This is a genomic window from Hymenobacter gummosus (assembly GCF_003970915.1).
Taxonomy (GTDB): Bacteria; Bacteroidota; Bacteroidia; order Cytophagales; family Hymenobacteraceae; genus Solirubrum; species Solirubrum gummosum.
In genome coordinates this window covers 459,123-476,318 of the sequence record NZ_RXOF01000002.1, presented here as the reverse complement: position 1 = coordinate 476,318, position 17,196 = coordinate 459,123, and the positions used below count along the sequence as shown (strand labels likewise).

General features: G+C 62.6%; 17 protein-coding genes. 10 read left to right on the top strand and 7 right to left on the bottom strand.

All coding sequences use genetic code 11. The features are described 5' to 3' along the window. Positions 1-51: 51 nt before the first annotated feature. From porT to EJV47_RS05410, 3 genes are all read right to left on the bottom strand, one after another. A complete protein-coding gene (porT, locus tag EJV47_RS05420; RefSeq protein WP_165903628.1) occupies positions 52-801 on the bottom strand; it encodes a type IX secretion/gliding motility protein PorT/SprT in 750 nt (249 codons plus the stop codon). Further along, positions 798-1,523 carry a bifunctional demethylmenaquinone methyltransferase/2-methoxy-6-polyprenyl-1,4-benzoquinol methylase UbiE gene (gene ubiE, locus EJV47_RS05415; protein ID WP_126692108.1) on the bottom strand — a complete coding sequence of 242 codons (726 nt, stop codon included), beginning with the start codon at positions 1,521-1,523 and terminating at the stop codon, positions 798-800. The genes porT and ubiE overlap by 4 nt, the downstream gene beginning before the upstream one ends. Before the next feature lie 131 nt (positions 1,524-1,654). Beyond that, positions 1,655-3,901 (bottom strand): OmpA family protein, encoded by a 2,247-nt coding sequence (locus EJV47_RS05410; RefSeq protein ID WP_243651023.1) that lies wholly within the window; start codon positions 3,899-3,901, stop codon positions 1,655-1,657. Between the two features lie 525 nt (positions 3,902-4,426). On the opposite strand from EJV47_RS05410, the gene yihA reads away from it, so the two are divergent. The 3 genes from yihA (at position 4,427) to EJV47_RS05395 (ending at position 6,190) form a co-directional block, all read left to right on the top strand. After that, positions 4,427-5,044 (top strand): ribosome biogenesis GTP-binding protein YihA/YsxC, encoded by a 618-nt coding sequence (gene yihA / locus EJV47_RS05405; protein WP_126692107.1) that lies wholly within the window; start codon positions 4,427-4,429, stop codon positions 5,042-5,044. A 78-nt stretch (positions 5,045-5,122) separates the two neighbouring features. After that, complete coding sequence (locus EJV47_RS05400; RefSeq protein WP_126692106.1) at positions 5,123-5,605, top strand: energy transducer TonB; 483 nt, start codon at positions 5,123-5,125, stop codon at positions 5,603-5,605. Positions 5,606-5,647: 42 nt separating this feature from the next. Then, positions 5,648-6,190: a DUF5606 family protein gene (locus EJV47_RS05395; protein WP_126692105.1), complete on the top strand. Its 543-nt coding sequence runs from the start codon at positions 5,648-5,650 to the stop codon at positions 6,188-6,190. Between the two features lie 57 nt (positions 6,191-6,247). Here EJV47_RS05395 and EJV47_RS05390 read toward each other — a convergent pair whose 3' ends face one another. Together EJV47_RS05390 and fbp are read right to left on the bottom strand one after the other, a co-directional pair. Next, positions 6,248-6,922 carry a hypothetical protein gene (locus EJV47_RS05390; protein WP_126692104.1) on the bottom strand — a complete coding sequence of 225 codons (675 nt, stop codon included), beginning with the start codon at positions 6,920-6,922 and terminating at the stop codon, positions 6,248-6,250. Between the two features lie 132 nt (positions 6,923-7,054). Continuing rightward, positions 7,055-8,089: a class 1 fructose-bisphosphatase gene (gene fbp / locus EJV47_RS05385; RefSeq protein WP_126692103.1), complete on the bottom strand. Its 1,035-nt coding sequence runs from the start codon at positions 8,087-8,089 to the stop codon at positions 7,055-7,057. 80 nt (positions 8,090-8,169) lie between these two features. Between fbp and EJV47_RS05380 the strand changes: the two genes are divergently transcribed. The 6 genes from EJV47_RS05380 to EJV47_RS05355 all read left to right on the top strand — a co-directional run bounded on the left by EJV47_RS05380 (position 8,170) and on the right by EJV47_RS05355 (position 14,499). Continuing rightward, complete coding sequence (locus EJV47_RS05380) at positions 8,170-9,471, top strand: aspartate kinase (RefSeq protein ID WP_126692102.1); 1,302 nt, start codon at positions 8,170-8,172, stop codon at positions 9,469-9,471. A gap of 141 nt (positions 9,472-9,612) precedes the next feature. Then, on the top strand, positions 9,613-10,056 hold the full coding sequence (locus tag EJV47_RS05375) for a Fur family transcriptional regulator (protein ID WP_243651022.1): 444 nt from the start codon (positions 9,613-9,615) through the stop codon (positions 10,054-10,056). Between the two features lie 134 nt (positions 10,057-10,190). Beyond that, positions 10,191-10,823 carry a peroxiredoxin gene (locus tag EJV47_RS05370; RefSeq protein WP_126692101.1) on the top strand — a complete coding sequence of 211 codons (633 nt, stop codon included), beginning with the start codon at positions 10,191-10,193 and terminating at the stop codon, positions 10,821-10,823. A gap of 274 nt (positions 10,824-11,097) precedes the next feature. Then, positions 11,098-12,354, top strand: coding sequence for a 3-deoxy-D-manno-octulosonic acid transferase (locus EJV47_RS05365; protein ID WP_126692100.1), 1,257 nt, complete (start codon positions 11,098-11,100; stop codon positions 12,352-12,354). 117 nt (positions 12,355-12,471) lie between these two features. Next, a complete protein-coding gene (gene rsgA, locus EJV47_RS05360; RefSeq protein ID WP_126692099.1) occupies positions 12,472-13,401 on the top strand; it encodes a ribosome small subunit-dependent GTPase A in 930 nt (309 codons plus the stop codon). 204 nt (positions 13,402-13,605) lie between these two features. Next, positions 13,606-14,499, top strand: coding sequence for an NAD(P)-dependent oxidoreductase (locus EJV47_RS05355; RefSeq protein WP_126692098.1), 894 nt, complete (start codon positions 13,606-13,608; stop codon positions 14,497-14,499). A 319-nt stretch (positions 14,500-14,818) separates the two neighbouring features. Here the strand turns inward: EJV47_RS05355 and EJV47_RS05350 are convergent, their stop codons facing one another. Both EJV47_RS05350 and EJV47_RS05345 read right to left on the bottom strand, forming a co-directional pair. Beyond that, complete coding sequence (locus tag EJV47_RS05350) at positions 14,819-15,433, bottom strand: fasciclin domain-containing protein (protein ID WP_126692097.1); 615 nt, start codon at positions 15,431-15,433, stop codon at positions 14,819-14,821. Between the two features lie 147 nt (positions 15,434-15,580). Next, positions 15,581-16,066, bottom strand: a complete 486-nt coding sequence (locus EJV47_RS05345; protein WP_243651030.1) for a fasciclin domain-containing protein — start codon at positions 16,064-16,066, stop codon at positions 15,581-15,583. A 325-nt stretch (positions 16,067-16,391) separates the two neighbouring features. Here EJV47_RS05345 and EJV47_RS05340 point away from each other — a divergent pair, with 325 nt between their 5' ends. Then, positions 16,392-16,856, top strand: a complete 465-nt coding sequence (locus tag EJV47_RS05340; protein WP_126692095.1) for a peptidylprolyl isomerase — start codon at positions 16,392-16,394, stop codon at positions 16,854-16,856. The last annotated feature ends 340 nt before the right edge of the window (positions 16,857-17,196 follow it).

Genomic DNA, 17,196 nt, shown 5'->3' with positions numbered 1-17,196 from the left:
GAAAAGCAGAACGACCAACCATTTAGCCATCAAGCCATTTGACAATCAAGATTATTCAAACGTCAGGTACAGCGTCACCGTGCTGGTGCGGATGCGCTGGAAGCTCTGGGAGTAAATGTCCGGGGCCGACTGCGAGAGGTTGGTCAGGCCGTGGGAAAAGCGCAGCTCGGGGGCAAACTTGAAGAAGGGGTAGAACAGGTCCAGCCCCACCCCGTACTCGATGGCGAAGTCCGAGTCGCCGACCTGCAGCAGGTTGCGCTCCGGGTCCTGCTTGCGCTTGCCCACGTTGAAGCTCGGCTTGATGCCGCCCACCATGTACATGCGCGTGTTGCGCCGCCGCTGCGACTTAAACTTGAGCAGCAAGGGCATGTCCAGCTGGGTCGAGCCGATTTCCTGGTCCATCACGTCCTCCGTCACGTTGCCGACCTTCTTAAACTCCACCTGCCGCGACAAAAACGACACGCCCGGGGTGAAGCGCAGGTTCCAGTGGTCGGCCAGGCGCACGTCGCCCACGAAGCCCACCGCGAAGCCCGGCGAAATCTTGGCGTTGGCCGCTATGCCCTGCCCGTTGCGCAGCCGGTCCACGTAGGCCTGCGAGTGTTCCAGGCGGTAGCGCGTGGTGTTCAGCCCGACGTAGAAGCCCGGCCGAAACCACCGCTCGTCGTAGTTCGGCAGGTTGTTTACCGTCACGGACTTCACGTCCCCGTTTTTGCCGCGCTTGGCGCTGGTATAGCTTTTTTTCTGGGCCAGCGCGGCCGTGGGCAGCGCCAGGAGCAGCAGCCCGAGCAGGCGCAGCCTCATTTGGTGGCGGTGTAGATGGAGCTGATGCCGAAGGTAAGCGGTTGCCATTGGGGAGAAGTAAATCCGACCTGCTGCAGAATGGTCAGAAAATCCGGACCGTCGGGGAAGGCCTGCACCGACTCGGGTAGGTACGTGTAGGCCGCGCGGTCCTTGGAAATCAGTTTGCCGAACACCGGCAGAATGTGCCGGAAGTAGAAATTGTAGGCCTGCTTGAAGGGAAACGTCCGGGGCTTCGAAAACTCCAGAATGACCACCTTGCCGCCCGGGCGCAGCACCCGGTGCATTTCGGCCAGGCCCTGCTTCAGGTTCTCGAAGTTACGCACCCCGAATGAGGCCGTCACCGCGTCGAAGGAGTTATCCTCGAAGGGTAGGTTTTCCGAGTCGCCAAGCTGCAGCTCCACCCGGTGGCCCAGGCCCCGGTCGCGCACCTTGCGCCGCCCCACTTCCAGCATGCCCTCCGAGATGTCGACGCCCGTCACGTGGGCCTGCTCGCCCAGCTTCAGCGTTTCGAAGGCAAAGTCGCCGGTGCCGGTGGCAATGTCCAGGATGCGGGCCGGACGCAGCTGCTTCAGCTCACCCACGGCCTTGCGCCGCCAGTAGATATCGGTGCCGGCGCTCAGGAAGTGGTTCAGGAAGTCGTACTTGCCCGCGATGCTGTTGAACATCTGCGCTACCTGCGACTTCTTGCCGGTGGGGTCGTCTTTGTAGGGTACTACGGTCATGAGGAAAGGTGCGGTCTTAACGGCCGAACGGGCCGCAAATTGCCCAAATAGAACGGCCCGCCCCGCATAATGTTAAAAAAAAACGGGCCGGACCCGTGGTCCGACCCGTTTGTGGCGGGGCCTGTGCGGCCTTAGTCCACCTTGGTTTTCACCTTGGTTTTGTCGCCAGCGGCGTCCTTAGCCTTGCCATCCAGTTCCCCTTCTTTCGTCGTGGTCTTGGTTTTGGAGTCGTCGGCGCCTTTGGTTTTCACCTTCACTTTGTCGCTGTCCTCGTCCACCTTGGTTTTCACCTTGGTGCCGTCGGCGGCTTTCACCTTGGTCTTGCCGGGCTGCAGCGGGGCCGTGGTGCGGCCCGAAGTACCCGTGGTCGTAGTGCCGGTCGTGGTGGTCGACGACGAGGGCGTAGTGCCCGCGCCACCGGCCGGAGCCGTCATTACGTCCTTCATGCTCTGGCCTTCCTTCAGGATGGGCTTGAACTCAGCACGACGGTTCAGCTGCATGTTCTCCGGCGAATCGTTCGGGGCCGCCGGGCGACGCTCGCCGTAGCTCACTGTTACCATGCGCGTCTCGCCGATGCCGTTCCGCTTCAAGAAGTTGAAGGCGGCATTGGCGCGGTTCTGGCCGAGTACCATGTTGTACTCGTCGGTGTTGCGCGAGTCGCAGTGACCCTCGATGGAGATGTTCAGACCGGGGTTGGCCTTCATCACCGAAGCCACGTTGTTCAGCTGCTTCACCGACTCCGGACGCAGCGTGTACTTGTCCGTGTCGAAGTAAATCGGCTTCAGGCCCGGACCAGCAAAGCCAGCCGTGTCCACGTACGGGATGTAGAAGTTCTTGGTGATGGTGGTCGAATCGTTTGTTACCACCGGCACGGCAAACTCTTCCGTGGCAATGTTCTTCCCGTCCTTCGACAGGGCTACCTGGTACGAGCGGCCCGAAAGCACGGTCACCTGGTAGTTGCCCGAGTCGGGCTTGGTCACGTCGCGGAAGCTGATAACTTCTTTCGAAGCCGTCTGCCCGTTGAACACCAGCTCTACCCCCGGAATTACCGTCGTGCTGTCGCCCTGGGTCGAGAAGACCTTGCCCTTGACGTTGACGTTCTTGATGTAGTTGATGGTGTAGATGTCCTTCTCACCGTAGCCGCCGATGCGGTACGACGACAGGTAGGCGTACGAGCCGTCGGGCGAGAGGCGGTAGTAGGTGTCGTCGTCCGGGGTGTTCACGGGGTAGCCCATGTTCTCCGGCCGGCCCCAGGTGCGGGCCGCCTCATCCCAGGTCGACTTGAAGATGTCGTAGCCGCCCATGGTGTTGTGGCCACGCGAGGAGAAGTACAGGGTCTTCCCGTCGCGGCTCAGGTAGGGGCTGTCGTCGTCGAACTTGGTGTTGATCTGGCTGCCGATGCTCTTGGCCGGGCCCCAGTCGCCGCCCGGCTGGCGGGTAGCGAAGTAGATGTCCAGCGTGTTGTCCTCCGAGTACTTGCTCGTGGAGAAGTAGATGGTCAGGCCGTCCGGCGTGATGAAAGCGTCCGACTCAAAGGCTTTCGAGTTGATGTTGCCGTTCAGCTTCTTGGGCTCGGTCCAGTCCGTGCCGTTGCGCTCGGAGTAGAAAATGTCACCGCCCTCGTCCTGGCGGTACATCAGCATTTTGGTGTCGTTGTCGAACACCTGGATGGAGGCGTCGTGGCCTTTACCGTTCAGGGCGCCCGACAGGGAGCGGGGCTTTTCCCACTCGTCCTCGTCGATGCGCTTGGCTTCGAAGATGTCCTCGAAGTATTCGCCGTCGGTAGCTACGTTGCCCTGGCCTTTCTTGGCCTTGTCGCCGTCGGCGTTGGCACCGGTCACGTTTTCGGAGCGCGTGGTGAACAGCAGCAGCTTGTCGTCAGCCGAGATTACCGGGCTGTGCTCCGAGAACGAGGTGTTGATGGTCGGCCCGAGGTTCTTCACGAAGATGTCCTTAGGCGAGTTGAACTGAATCTTCGCGTTTTTGGCGTGCTGAATCAGCTGGGCCAGCTGGGCCTTGCGGGTATCCTTCTTCTTCAGCGTGGCATTGTACGCCTGGAAGTGCGTAATGGCCTCGTCGAAGTTGTAGTTCAGGTGGTCGACGCGGCCGAGCCAGTACTCCACGTCTTTCGAGACCTTCGGCTTGAGCTTCTGGGCCTTGTAGATGTAGTCGCTGGCTTTTTCCTTGTCAAAGGACATGTACGAAATGCCGGCGCGGAACAAGGCCAGGGCGTTGTTCGGGTCTTTGGCCAGTACTTGCTCGTAGAATGGAATGGCAGCCCGGTAGTTCTCCTGGTCGAAGAACTTGTTGGCGGTCTTCAATTGCTTTCGGGTGTTCTGGGCCGCGGCAGGCTGAGCCACCGCGGCAGTCAGTGCCATGGCAACCGAGGCCTGTAGTAACCTTCTGACGAAGTTGTCCATTGGAAGGGGAGTTTGGAATAAGGAGTTGCAGAGAAGGGTTGGTGGTGTCTTGCGTATCGGCCCCAAAAATGGGGTCAGGGGCAGCAAAAGCGTCCCTATATACTCAAAACCCGCCTCAAGGTTAGTTCGCCGCCGGGAATTTTGCGGGCTCCGGCAATCTGAACGCAACGATTCAGTTGGCCGTCAAACCCCGCAGAAACGCCGGAAAACGGGTTTACCTCGGGCAAAGATAAAAATTTTATAATACGACCTTCGCCGTATCCTATCTTTTGACGGTGGGCGGCCGGGCTTTCCAATCGTTTTGCCGGCTGCAAAATCATAGAAATACCCACTAGGAGCCGCACAAATATAGAAGCGCAATAATAATGGCAAGCCTGCGGTAAAAAAATTTAATACGAACCCAGAAAAAATAGGACTCCAAATCAATAGCCGCGCCGGCCGTACTTTTGCGGCGGCAATTCCCCATTTCAGCCCTCTCCGATTATGCAAATTCGTGACGCTCGTTTTCTGACCAGCAACACCGAGGTGGCGAAGTGCCCGGCCCCCACGCTGCCCGAATACGCCTTCATTGGGCGCTCCAACGTGGGGAAATCCTCCCTGATAAATATGCTGACCGCCCGCAACGGGCTGGCCAAAACCTCCTCCCTGCCGGGTAAAACCCAGCTCATCAATCATTTCCTGATAAATGAGCAATGGTATTTGGTCGATTTGCCGGGCTACGGATATGCGCGCGTCAGCAAAGAGTCGCGGGCAAAATGGGGAAAAATGATCCGCGCCTATTTATCCAAGCGCGAGAATTTAAGCTGCGTATTTGTGCTCATCGACTCGCGGCTGCCGCCCCAGGCCGTCGATCTGGAGTTCATCACCATGCTGGGCGAGATGGGCGTGCCCTTCGTGCTGGTGTTTACCAAAACGGACAAGCAGTCGGGGGGCCGCACCGAGCAGAACGTGCAGACTTTCCTGGCCAAGATGAGCGAAACCTGGGAGGAGTTGCCGCGCTATTTCGTGACCTCGGCCGTGGCCCGCGACGGGCGCGACGAGGTGCTGGGCTTTATCGAGGAGGTGAACCAGCAACTGGGCGATGCTGCCCAGAATGCGTAGATTGGCAGCGTAATTGCCCTGGCGCGGCCCGTCATTGATTTGTCTTTCTTCTCCTCCTCACCTCTCCTGAATCACCCCATGAAAAAGACCACCTTCACGCTGGTATTCGCCCTGACGGCGCTGGCGGCCCTGCCGGCCCTGGCCCAGCAAAAAGTGAAAGTGAAAACCAAAACCGAAGGCGAAGCCGCTCCGGCCCCCGAAGTAGCCCCGGCCGTCGACCCGGTGACCAAGATTGCCACCGCGGCCCCGAAGTCCATCCCCGTAGCCGAGTACTACGAGGGCGGGCAGGAGGCCATGTACGACTTCATTTACAAGGAGCTGAAGTACCCGATGCTGGCCAAGCGCAACCGTATTCAGGGCACCTGCATCGTGAGCTTTACCTTGAACCCCGACGGTACCATGAGTGGGGTGAAGCTGGTGAAGCAGGTGGGCGGCGGCACCGGCGAAGAAGCCCTGCGCGTGACCAAGCTGCTCAAGTTCAAGAAGCCCGACTACCCCATTCTGACCAGCCTGCCCATCAGCTTCAAGTTGGGCGCGGCCGGTCCGAACACGGCTGAATAGCCTTTCCCAACCCCTTTTTTTCTTACCCCTTTTCCCGTTCCTATGCCTTACGACCTGAGGGAAATTGCCGCCATCAGCGGCATGCCCGGCCTGTACCGCCTGGTGCGCCCCGCCAACAACGGCGTGCTGGTGGAAACCCTGGATGCACAGGCCCGCCGCTCGGTAGCTTCGGCCAGCAACAAAGTTTCGCTGCTGCACGAAATCAGCATCTACACCGAAGACCCGGACCAGACGGTGCCGCTGACGGAGGTGTTCGACCGCATTCACCAGAAGTACGGTCAGCAGCTGCCCGTCACCAACAAATCGGAGAATACGGCGCTGACTGCATTTATCGGGGAAATCATTCCCGACTACGACCGGCAGCGCGTGTACCTCTCCGATATCAAGAAACTGGTATCGTGGTACTCGGCCGTGAGCAGCCGCCTGCCCTACCAGGAAGCCGCCGTAGAAGAAGCTGCCTCGACCGACGAGCTGAGCACCGGTGGGGCCGTTCCGCCCCAGACGGCCGAGGCGGACGACGCCGCCGGCAGCCCCGAGGCCGCCACGGAAGACAAGCCCAAGCGTAAAAGCAAGAAGGCGGAGTAATTCCGGTTTCTAATCAAACCAAAAGCCCCGCTGACTGCTCAGCGGGGCTTTTCTGTGTTACCAGCGTATGTTAACGAGGTTGTAGTACAGGTTCAGGCTTTCGTAGCGGACGGCTGGGTCGGTGCTTTTCCGATTTTTAAAGCTGCCGCCATCTGTCAAGACCCGGATTCCAAAATGGTGCTCGGCATTTGCTCCCTGCCGTACCAAACCTAAACCAGCGGAAGTCCCAGCCATGCCGTATATCCAGGTCTGCTTCTGCTCATCTGTCCCGGCAGTGGTTTGCACGTATGTTGTACGCTGCTGCAACAGCGAATAGTACCCGCCGATAAACGCCAGCACCCGCCACTGCTGCTCTTCCCGGCGCGGCGGGTAGCGGACCACCAGCTCGGCCGGCGCCAGCAGGAAACGCTCCCGGCGGTACTGCGGCTGCCCATTGAAGCTGAATCGGCCTTCCCGCCAGGTGGACTCGGCTCCGAGGCGGAGCCCAAACAAACTCAAACGGTCCAGCCAGCGCGTGTACTGTACGCCGCCCACGGCGTTGAACCTGGGGCGGTCATTCGGCAGGAAGAATTGTTCGCCGGGCTGCACCCGGAACACTGTTGGTCCGGCTACCAACGACAGGAGGTTGCGCTTGTCGGGCGCGGGCACCTGGGTTTGGGCGTGGCCGGATACCGCACAAAGGCACCAAGCGGCGGCGCCTATCAAGTAACATTTCACCGAAACAGCCGTCATACGGGTCCAACGGTGTAAACCTGAATTATATTACGTCCTTTCCACGAAAAAGCCCCGCTGAACACTCAGCGGGGCTTTTTCGTAGTTGATCGGGTTTGTTCAGCTACCAGCTACCCCGTACCGACTACCCGTTTACGCTTCGCGGGCGGCTACGGCTTCGGCGGGCTCGGGCGAGAGAAAGGCTTCGGCCTTCTCCACCAGCTCGGTGGAACCGATGAACAGCGGACACCGCTCGTGCAGGGAGGTCGGCTCGATTTCGAGCAGGCGCTGCTTGCCGGTGCTGGCCTTGCCGCCGGCCTGCTCCACGATGAAAGCCAGGGCGTTGCACTCGTACATGAGCCGCAGCTTGCCGTTGGGGGCCTTGTGAGTGGGCGGGTAGATGTAGATGCCGCCCTTAAGCAGGTTGCGGTGGAAATCGGCCACCAGGGAGCCGATGTAGCGGGCCGAGAAGCTCTGGTCCTTGCAGTACTGCACGAACTGCTTCACGCCCTCGGGGAAGGAGTTGGCGCTGCCCTCGTTGATGGAGTAGATGTTGCCCGACTGCGGCGTGGTGATGTTGGGGTGCGAGAGGAAAAATTCGCCCAGGGAGGCTTCGTAAGTGAAGCCGTTCACGCCGTTGCCGGTTGTGTACACCAGCATGGTGCTCGAGCCGTAAATCACGTAGCCGGCGGCCACCTGGTGCACGCCCTTCTGCAGGCAGTCCTCCTGGGTGCCCTCCTGCCCGATGGCCGACTGGCGGCGGTAAATCGAGAAGATAGTGCCGATGCTCACGTTCACGTCGATGTTGGAGGAGCCGTCGAGCGGGTCGATGGCCACCACGTACTTGCCGTGGTTTTTGCCGGTCTGAATCATGTCCTCTTCCTCCTCGGAAATGACCGTGCAGACTTCGCCGCCGTTGCGCAGGGCGCGGATGAAGCGGATGTTGGCAATGACGTCGAGCTTCTGCTGCTCCTCGCCCTGCACGTTCTGCTGGCCGTAGGCGCCGGTGATGTCAATCAGGCCCGAGCGGTTGATTTCGCGGTTGACGATTTTGGCCGCCAGCGCAATGTCGCGCAGCAGCTGGGACAGCTCGCCGGTGGCGTAGGGGAAGTCCTCCTGCTTGCGCATGATAAACCGGTCGAGGGTGGTACCGACGGGCAGCGCAAGGCGGTCCTGATTGTGGTCCATAAGCAGTGGGAAGTGAGAAAAAAACGGGAACAGGGGGTAACAAAACTACGCGTTTTCGACCCGCTTTCTACTTTTGACGCATGCAATCTTCGCCGCCGCTCCGCGTGTACAAGTTCGGGGGCGCCTCCGTCAAGGACGCCGCCGCTATAAAAAATCTGCAACAAATCCTGGGGCAAAATCCTGACGGCCAACCCCTCCTGGTGGTGGTTTCGGCCATGGGTAAGACCACCAACGCCCTGGAGCATATTTTTCACCTGGCGCACTCGGGCCAGGACTACGCCGCGCCGCTGGCGGAACTGCGCCGCTTTCACCTGGAGGTAGCCCGGGGCCTGCTGCCCGCCGCCCCGCTCGACGCCGACGGCGTGCCCGCCTGCGGCGAGGGCAGCGGCGCCCTGCCGCACCTGCTGCAGGAGCTGGGCGACCGGCTGGCCACGCTCGCGAAGGGCGAGTACGACCGGCAGTACGACCAGGTGGTGAGCTTCGGCGAGCTGCTGGCGACGTGCATCGTGGCGGCGGCCGTGGGGGCCCGGTGGCTCGACGTGCGCCCGCTCATCCGCACCGACCACTCGTGGCGCGAGGGCCGGGTGGACTGGGCTACCACCGAGCGCAACCTGCGCGAGCAGGTGCCCCCGTTGCTGGCGCAGGGCGTGGTGCTGACGCAGGGCTTTCTGGGCGGCACGGCCAGCGGCCAGACCACCACGCTGGGCCGCGAGGGTTCCGACTACACGGCCGCCATCCTGGCCTACTGCCTCGGGGCCGAGTCGGTGACCATCTGGAAGGACGTGGCCGGCCTGCTCAACGCCGACCCCAAGATCTTCCCCGACACGGTGCGCTACCCCGAAATCAGCTACCAGGAAACCATTGAAATGGCGTACTACGGGGCCTCGGTGATTCACCCCAAGACCATCAAGCCCCTGGCCGTGCGGCGCATTCCGCTGCTGGTCAAGTCGTTTGTGGACCCCGCAGCCGAGGGCACCCGCATTCACGACTGCAAGCACGGCCTGCTGGCCCCGGCCTTTATCCGCAAAACCGAGCAGTGCCTGGTTTCCTTCGAGTCCAAGGACCTCACGTTTATTTCGGAGGAAAACCTGGAGGTGATTTTCGGCACGCTGGCCCAGGTGCGGCTGAAAATCAACCTGATGCAGAACTCGGCCATCAGCTTCTCGGTATGCACCGACTGGCACGAGTACCGCCTGCGCAAGCTGCTGGAGCAGCTGCGCGAGCAGTTTACCATCTACTACAACACCGGCCTGGAGCTGTACACCATCAAGAACTACACCGCCGAGGCCATCAGCCAGCTCACCGAGGGCCGCGAGCTGCTGCTGGAGCAGCGCACCCGGCAAACGTTCCAGTTCGTGGCGCGGGCTTTGGGTGACAAGTAACAGGTGACATGTGACAAGTAACACGTTGAGCATTCTGACCTATCACCTGTTACTTGTCACGTGTCACCCCACCAAAATCAAACCTTTTTGGGCTGGTTCAGCTTATAGGCGTACTTTTGCTGCGGAGAATCATTCCTATCTGTGAGTACACCGACCACCTTGCCCCTGCCCGACCGTGACCAGCTGCACCAGCGCCTGACCCAGGCGGGGCTGCGGGCCACCCAGCAGCGCATGGTGATTCTGGAGGCGCTGCTGACCCTGCCGGGGCATCCTACGGCCGAGCTGGTGTTTCGGCGGGTGCGGCCGGCGCACCCCACCATTTCGCTGGGCACGGTGTACAAGGCGCTGGATTCCTTCGTGGCCGCCGGGCTGCTCAAGCGCGTGGCCGATGCCGACGGTACCCGCCGCCGCTACGACACGGACTGCTCCAACCACCACCACCTCGTCTGCCAGGACACGCAGGAAATCATCGACTACTGCGACCCGAAGCTCGACCAGCTGCTGCAGGAATTCTTCGCCAGCCGGGGCTTCGAGCATTTCCAGCCCCACTCCTTCTCCCTGCACATCACGGGCGTGCGCAAGTGACAATCCACTGTTAATAAATCAGTTGCACGCCCGATAAAATTCACCGGCGCGGCGGTTTCCGCGTATACCGACCTGTACCAACCAACTGCCCCACCCACTTCCAGCAGTTCATTTTTCACCCAACTCCAACTCTCATGGCAGTTCTCGTAGGCAAGCGTGCCCCCTCTTTCAAAGCTACCGCCGTTATCGACGGCGAATTCGAAGAGGATTTCTCGCTCGACCGTTACCTGGGCAAGAAGCACGTCATTTTCTACTTCTACCCGGCCGACTTCACGTTCGTTTGCCCCACTGAAATCATTGCGTTTGAAGACCGTCTGGCCGAGTTTGAGGCCAAAGGCGTAGCCATCGTGGGCTGCTCCACCGACTCGCACTTCTCGCACTTTGCCTGGCTGAATACCCCGCGCGACAAGGGCGGCATCGAAGGCGTGACCTACCCGCTGGTAGCCGACGCGACCAAGACCATTGCGGCCAACTACGACGTGCTCGGCGGCCACTACGACTACAACGAAGCCGGCGAAATGACCTTCGTGGGCTCGCCCGTGGCTTACCGCGGCCTGTTCCTGATCGACAAGGACGGCATCGTGCGCCACCAGCTGGTGAACGACGGTCCGCTGGGCCGCAGCATCGACGAGGCCATGCGCCTGGTGGATGCCCTGCAGTACTTCGAGAAAAACGGCGAAGTGTGCCCCGCCAACTGGGAAGAAGGCAAGGAGGCCATGTCGGCCACCCGCGAAGGCGTCGCCAATTACCTGGCCAAGCACGCTTAAGCCCAAGCTAATGGGTTCCCAAAAAGCTCCGGTCGTCGTGGCCGGAGCTTTTTTGCTGTAGCGCGGGCTTGGCTCCGCCTTCCTTCGGTTTAGTCCGCGTTTGCCCGAACGATTGTCGTTGAACATAATGAGCCAGTTGACTCCAGTTACTATCTGGCGGGATTGACTAAAGCTACCATCTGGCGGACGCGGGCTAAAGCCCGCGCTACACTCGGGCGCGGCTTACCTGCTAATTTCGCGGCCTGATTGTTCGACACCTGCCCAAACTTTCCCGTTGGTTTTCCTCTATTCCCTTGCCCTGCGCCTCTACGGCCTGCTGCTGCGCCTGGTGGCGCCTTTCGTGCCGAAAGCCCGGCAGTGGGTGGAGGGCCGCCGTGGCTGGCTGCCGCGCCTGCAGCAGCAGCTGGCCGCCGACGCGGCCCCGCGCATCTGGCTGCACTGCGCCTCGCTGGGCGAGTTTGAGCAGGGCCGCCCGCTGCTGGAAGCCCTGCGCCAGCAGTATCCCGGCCACCGGCTGGTGCTGACGTTCTTCTCGCCTTCAGGCTACGAGGTGCGCAAAGACTGGCCCGGGGCCGACTACATCCTTTACCTCCCGCTCGACACGGTCGCCAACGCCCGCGCTTTCGTGCAGACGGTGCGGCCCGAGCTGGCCATCTTCGTCAAGTACGAGTTCTGGTACCACTACCTGGCCGAGCTGAAGCGCCAGCGGGTGCCCACCATCTGCGTGTCGGCCATCTTCCGCGCCGAGCAGGTATTCTTCAAGCCCTGGGGCGGCTTTTTCCGCCGGGTGCTGGGCCAGCTGACGCACATCTTCACCCAGGACCAGGCCTCCGTGCAGCTGCTGCGCCGCATCGGCATCACCCAGACCACCGTGGCCGGCGACACCCGCTTCGACACCGTGGCGGCCACGGCCGCCGCCCCGCCGCGGGAGCTGCCCATCGTAGCCGCTTTCACGGCCGATGCGGCCCCGGTGCTGGTGGCTGGCTCGGTGTGGCCGCCCGACGTGGACGTACTCACGCCCGCGGTGCAGCGCCACGCCGACGAGCTGCGCGTCATCGTGGCCCCGCACGAAATCAGCGAGGCGCACCTGACGCAGGTGGAAGCCGTGCTGCCCGGCCGGGTGGTGCGCTACTCCCAGGCCGACGCGGCCACCGTGGCCCAGGCCCGGGTGCTGCTCATCGACAACATCGGCCTGCTGCGCGAGCTGTACCGCGCCGGCGACCTGGGCTACATCGGCGGGGCCTTTGGCAAGGGCCTGCACAACACGCTGGAAGCCGCCGCCTTCGGCCTGCCCCTGCTCTTCGGCCCGCGCTACGAGAAGTTCCGCGAAGCCCGCGACCTGGTAGCCCAGGGCCTGGCCTTCGTGGTGACTACGCCCGAAGAAGCCCAGACCGCCCTGCAGCCCCTGCTGACCGACGCCACCCAGCGCCGGGAGCTGGGCCAGCGCGCCCGGGCCTACGTACAGCAGGAAGCCGGCGCCACGGGGCGCATCCTGCGGGTAGTTCATGAGGGTATGCGGGTAGGAGGGTAAGAGTTGTCAGGCCATGACCTTTTACAAGTCAATGCCTTCTTCCCTTCGCTCTTAGTTCGCCCTTAGTGCCCCTAATAACTCTTGCCCTCCTTCCCTCACACCCTCCTACCCTACAGCATGACCGGAACCGTCGTCAAATCTACCGGCTCGTGGTACGTGGTGCGCGACCACGCCACCCAGCAGCTGCACCGCTGCCGCCTGCGCGGGCGCTTCAAGCACAAGGGGCTGAAAGTGAGCAATCCGCTGGCTGTGGGCGACGTGGTGGGCTTCGACGCTGACCCCGACGGCGACGCGGGCACCGGTGTTATCGACCACATCGAGCCGCGGCGCAACTACATCATCCGCCGCTCGGTGCACAAGGCCGAGCACGCCCACATCGTGGCGGCCAATATCGACCAGGCCCTGCTCATCGTCACGCTGGCCTCGCCGGCCACGTCGTTTGGGTTTATCGACCGGTTTCTGGTCACAGCCGAGGCTTATAGCATTCCGGCCACGCTGGTGTTCAACAAGGTCGATATCTACGAAGAGGAGCTGCTGGAGTACCTGGGGCAGATTCAGAACATGTACGAGCGGACGGGCTACCCCACGCTGCGCTCCTCGGCCCACACCGGCGAGGGCGTGGCCGACATTGAAGCCCTGCTCGACGGCAAGACCACCCTGCTGTCGGGGCACTCGGGCGTGGGCAAGAGCACGCTCATCAACGCGCTGGTGCCCGATCTGGAGCTGAAGACGGCCGAAATCAGCGAGTATTCCGACAAGGGCCGGCATACCACCACTTTCGCCGAAATGCTGGAAGTGCGTCCCGGCACCTACCTCATCGACACGCCCGGCATCAAGGAGCTGGGGCTGGTGGACATGAAAAAGAACGAGCTGGCCCACTACTTCCCCGAAATGCGCGCCCTGCTGGGCCAGTGCCGCTACCACAACTGCCGCCACGTGGAGGAGCCGGGCTGCGCCGTGCAGGAAGGCGTGAAAAAGGGCAAAATCGCCCTGCCGCGCTACGACAGCTACCTGAGCATGCTGGCCGACGAGGACAACCGCCGCTAAGCCCCGCGGGGCGGTACGGCTTCGGAGTCGCATTACCATTATCGTTGCCGGCACCAGACACCGGTGCTGATTGCCACCACCAAGGCTCGCGGCTACCCGCCCTTGCCGGCCGCCAGCAGTTACCGATTCGGCCCGGCTCACAACCCGCGCCCTGTCCCCTGCGAATACACCAGAGCCGCCTCCGCTTAACGCTCTGCTGTCTTCATGAAGCACTCTATCGCCTTCATCGGCCTCGGCCGCATGGGCCAGGCCATGGCCACCAACCTGCTGCTGGCCGGCCACCAGCTCACCGTGTACAACCGCACGCCCGACAAGGCCGAGCGCCTGCAGGACCGCGGTGCCCGCCTGGCCGCCACCCCCGCCGACGCCGTGCGCGAGGCCGAGGTGGTCTTCACCATGCTCAGCGACGACGCGGTGCTGCGCGACGTGGCCACCGGCGACGAGGGCTTCTTGGAAGCCATGCCGCGCGGGGCCGTGCACGCCTCCTGCAGCACCGTGGCCCCGGCTACCAACCGCGAGCTGGCCGAGCTGCACCAGGAGCAGGGCACCTGGCTGGTGGCCGCGCCGGTGTTCGGCAAGCCCATCGTGGCGGCCAACGGGCAGCTGTGGGTGTGCCTCTCGGGGGCGGCCGAGGGCAAGACCCGGCTGGCGCCACTGCTGCCCGCCTTCAGCCAGGGTTCTTTCGATCTGGGCTCCGACGCGGGCGCGGCCAACGTGCTCAAGCTCTGCGGCAACTTCATGCTGGGCGCCGCCATCGAGGCCATGGCCGAGGCCTTTACGCTGGCCGAAAAGAGCGGGCTGAACCGCCTGGAGGTGTTTGAAATTCTGACCACTACGCTGTTCAACAGCCCGGCCTACCGCAGCTACGGCCGCATGATTGCGGAGGAAGACTACCAGCCCGCCGGCGCGGCGCCCTACATTCTGCAGAAAGACCTGAGGCTGACCCTGGCCGAAGCCCGCACCCACCAGGTGCCCATGCCCGTGGCCAACATCATCCTCGACCACCTCACCGCCACCGTAGCCCGCCACGACAGCGCCGACGAGGACTGGACTTCCTTCGCCCGCCGCATTTCGGAGGGCGCGGGGCTGCACCGGTAGGAGCGGCAATGGCTTACAAAAGCCCATCATCCTGAGCGCAGCGAACCGCAGGTCGACGTAGTCAAGAACCTTCCTCCAACCCCGCACCGCCGCTGATAATGACGTACTGACGCTACTTAATGTCAACTAAAAAGCGCAGCCACCAACGCCCAATCGTCCGGGCATGGTGGCTGCGCTTCTGACGTTCCTGCTGATCAGCCTGCACTTCGTACGTGGCGGTGGTGCGGGGTGCGAGGAAGGTCCTTGACTACGTCGACCTGCGGTTCGCTCTGCTCAGGATGACGTTCTTTATCTTTATTCTGCTTCTACTTCTCCAGGCTTACTCGTTGGGCGGCAGCAGCACTTTGTCGATAACGTGGATGACGCCGTTCTTCGACACCACGTCCTTGGTCGTCACTTTGGCGCCGTTGACGGTAATTGTTTCGCCCTGCACGCCGATTTTAAGCTTCTGGCCCTCCAGGGTGGTTAGCTCCTGCCCGTCGCGCAGGTCCAGGGCCAGCAGGCGGCTGGGCAGGATGTGGTAGCCAATGAGGCCGGTGAGGTTCTGCTTGCTTTCGGGCTTGAGCAGGCCAGCCATGGCGCCGTGGGGCAGCCCGCCGAAAGCCGCATTGGAGGGCGCGAAGATGGTATAGGGCCCCTCGCCGCCCAGCTTTTCGGCCACCTCGGTTTGCTTGGCGGCCTGCAGCAGCTGGCTTAGGTCGGGCGAGGCGGCCAGGTTCTGGGCCAGGGTTTTATCGGGGGTGAGGGCCGAGCCACCCACTTCCACGCCGCCCGCCTTGCCCATGCGGGCCGAGTCGGTGCTGGCTTCGGGGTCGTAGGCGACGGAGTCGGCCACGGCGGCTTCGGTGGCGTCGGGGTTGGTGGTTTCGGGCTGGGAATTGCAGGCGGCCAGCAGGGGCAGCAGCGCCAGCCAAGGCAGGAAGCGGGTACGCATAAATAGTTCAGGTTGGGGCGTAAAGCTAGCAGACGCAACGGCGGCCGGCAAGGTTGGGCTAGCCCGCCGTGGGCAAAGGTAATGGCACGAAAAAGCCCGGCCTGCGGAGGCAGACCGGGCCGTTGTTTTTCAGACCAGCGGGGCTGCTTACAGCTGGGCCGGCAGCAGCACCTTGTCGATAACGTGGGTGACGCCGTTGCTCGACACCACGTCGGGGATGGTGACGGTGGCGCCGCCGACCATAACGGTGCCGTCCTTCACGGTTACTTTCAGCTTTTCGCCTTCCACGGTGGTCAGCTCCTGCCCGTCTTTGAGGTCAGCGGCTTTCAGGGCGCCGGGCACCACGTGGTAGGTCAGCACCTTGGTGAGCTTGGCTTTGCTCTCGGGCTTCAGCAGGCCTTCGACGGTGCCGGCGGGCAGGGCCTCGAAGGCGGTGTTGGTGGGAGCAAACACGGTGAACGGGCCGGTGCCCTTCAGCGTCTCCACCAGGCCGGCGGCCTTCACGGCGGCCACCACGGTGGTGTGGTCCTTGGAGTTGGCGGCGTTGTCGACGATGTCCTTGTCGGGCGTCATCATGGCGCCGCCCACCATCACGCCGGCACCAGCGGCCGGGGCAGCGGCCGTAGTATCCATCGGCGCTTCCGTCACGGCTTCCGTCGTAGTGGTCGTTTCGGTGGTTTCGGCGGGCTTGTTGTCGCCGCAGCTGCCGAGGCTGAGCGTAGCGGCTACGGCCAGCAGGGCCAGCGCCGAGGGAGTCAGGGTCTTTTTCATCGGAGAGGAAACGGGAGGTTTGGAAAGGAATTGATGGTGGTGCAACCGGGCTTCGGCCGCCGGGCTGCAGCACCTTACGAAGCTCGTCGGTACCCCGGATTTACGGCCGGCCGTAAAAAGCTACTTTTGCAGCCGCGCCGGCCACCGGGCCGGGGCCGCTTCACGTTTCCCCACACGCACGTATTCCATGAAAACTGCCGAAATCCACACCAGCAAAGGCGTGATGAAAGTTGAGTTCTACGAGCAGGATGCCCCCGGCACCGTCAAGAACTTCACCGACCTGGCCCAGCAGGGCTTCTACGACGGGCTGAAGTTTCACCGCGTCATTCCGAACTTCGTCATCCAGGGCGGCTGCCCCAACACCCGCGAAGGCGCCAAGGGCGCGCCCGGCACCGGCGGCCCCGGCTACAAGATTCCCTGCGAGCTGAACGGCGGCAACCAGTACCACGACCGCGGCGTGCTGTCGATGGCCCACGCTGGCCGCAACACCGGCGGTTCGCAGTTCTTCATCTGCCACTCGCGCGACAACACCGCCCACCTCGACCGCAACCACACCGTGTTCGGCAAAGTGGTGGAGGGCCTCGACGTCATCGACCAGATTCGCGCCAACGACACCATCGAGAAAATCGTGGTGAAGGAGGAGCAGGCCTAAGCCGGCTCGCCTCTGATACACAAAAGCCCGGTACCTGCTTGGTACCGGGCTTTTTGCTGGGCGGCCGCTGCTTCCCGGCCACGGCCGCCGCTTCCACCTTTGGTCGGATGCCTCAAAAAAAAAGCCCTCCCGTCGGGGTCGACGCGGAGGGCTATTTGCCGGTTGCCCGTTGGACTTAGGAGGCAGCAGACCCCAACCATTCCACCCAGGATGCTGCGGAGCCAACGCGTGGCAGCCGGCGGTACCGTAGGCCCGGGCACTGGCGCCGGACTGATATGTTCGTGTTTGGTGCCGGTGGCGGGCTGCTTTGCCCGGCCGACAGTACAAAGGTGGCCCGCGG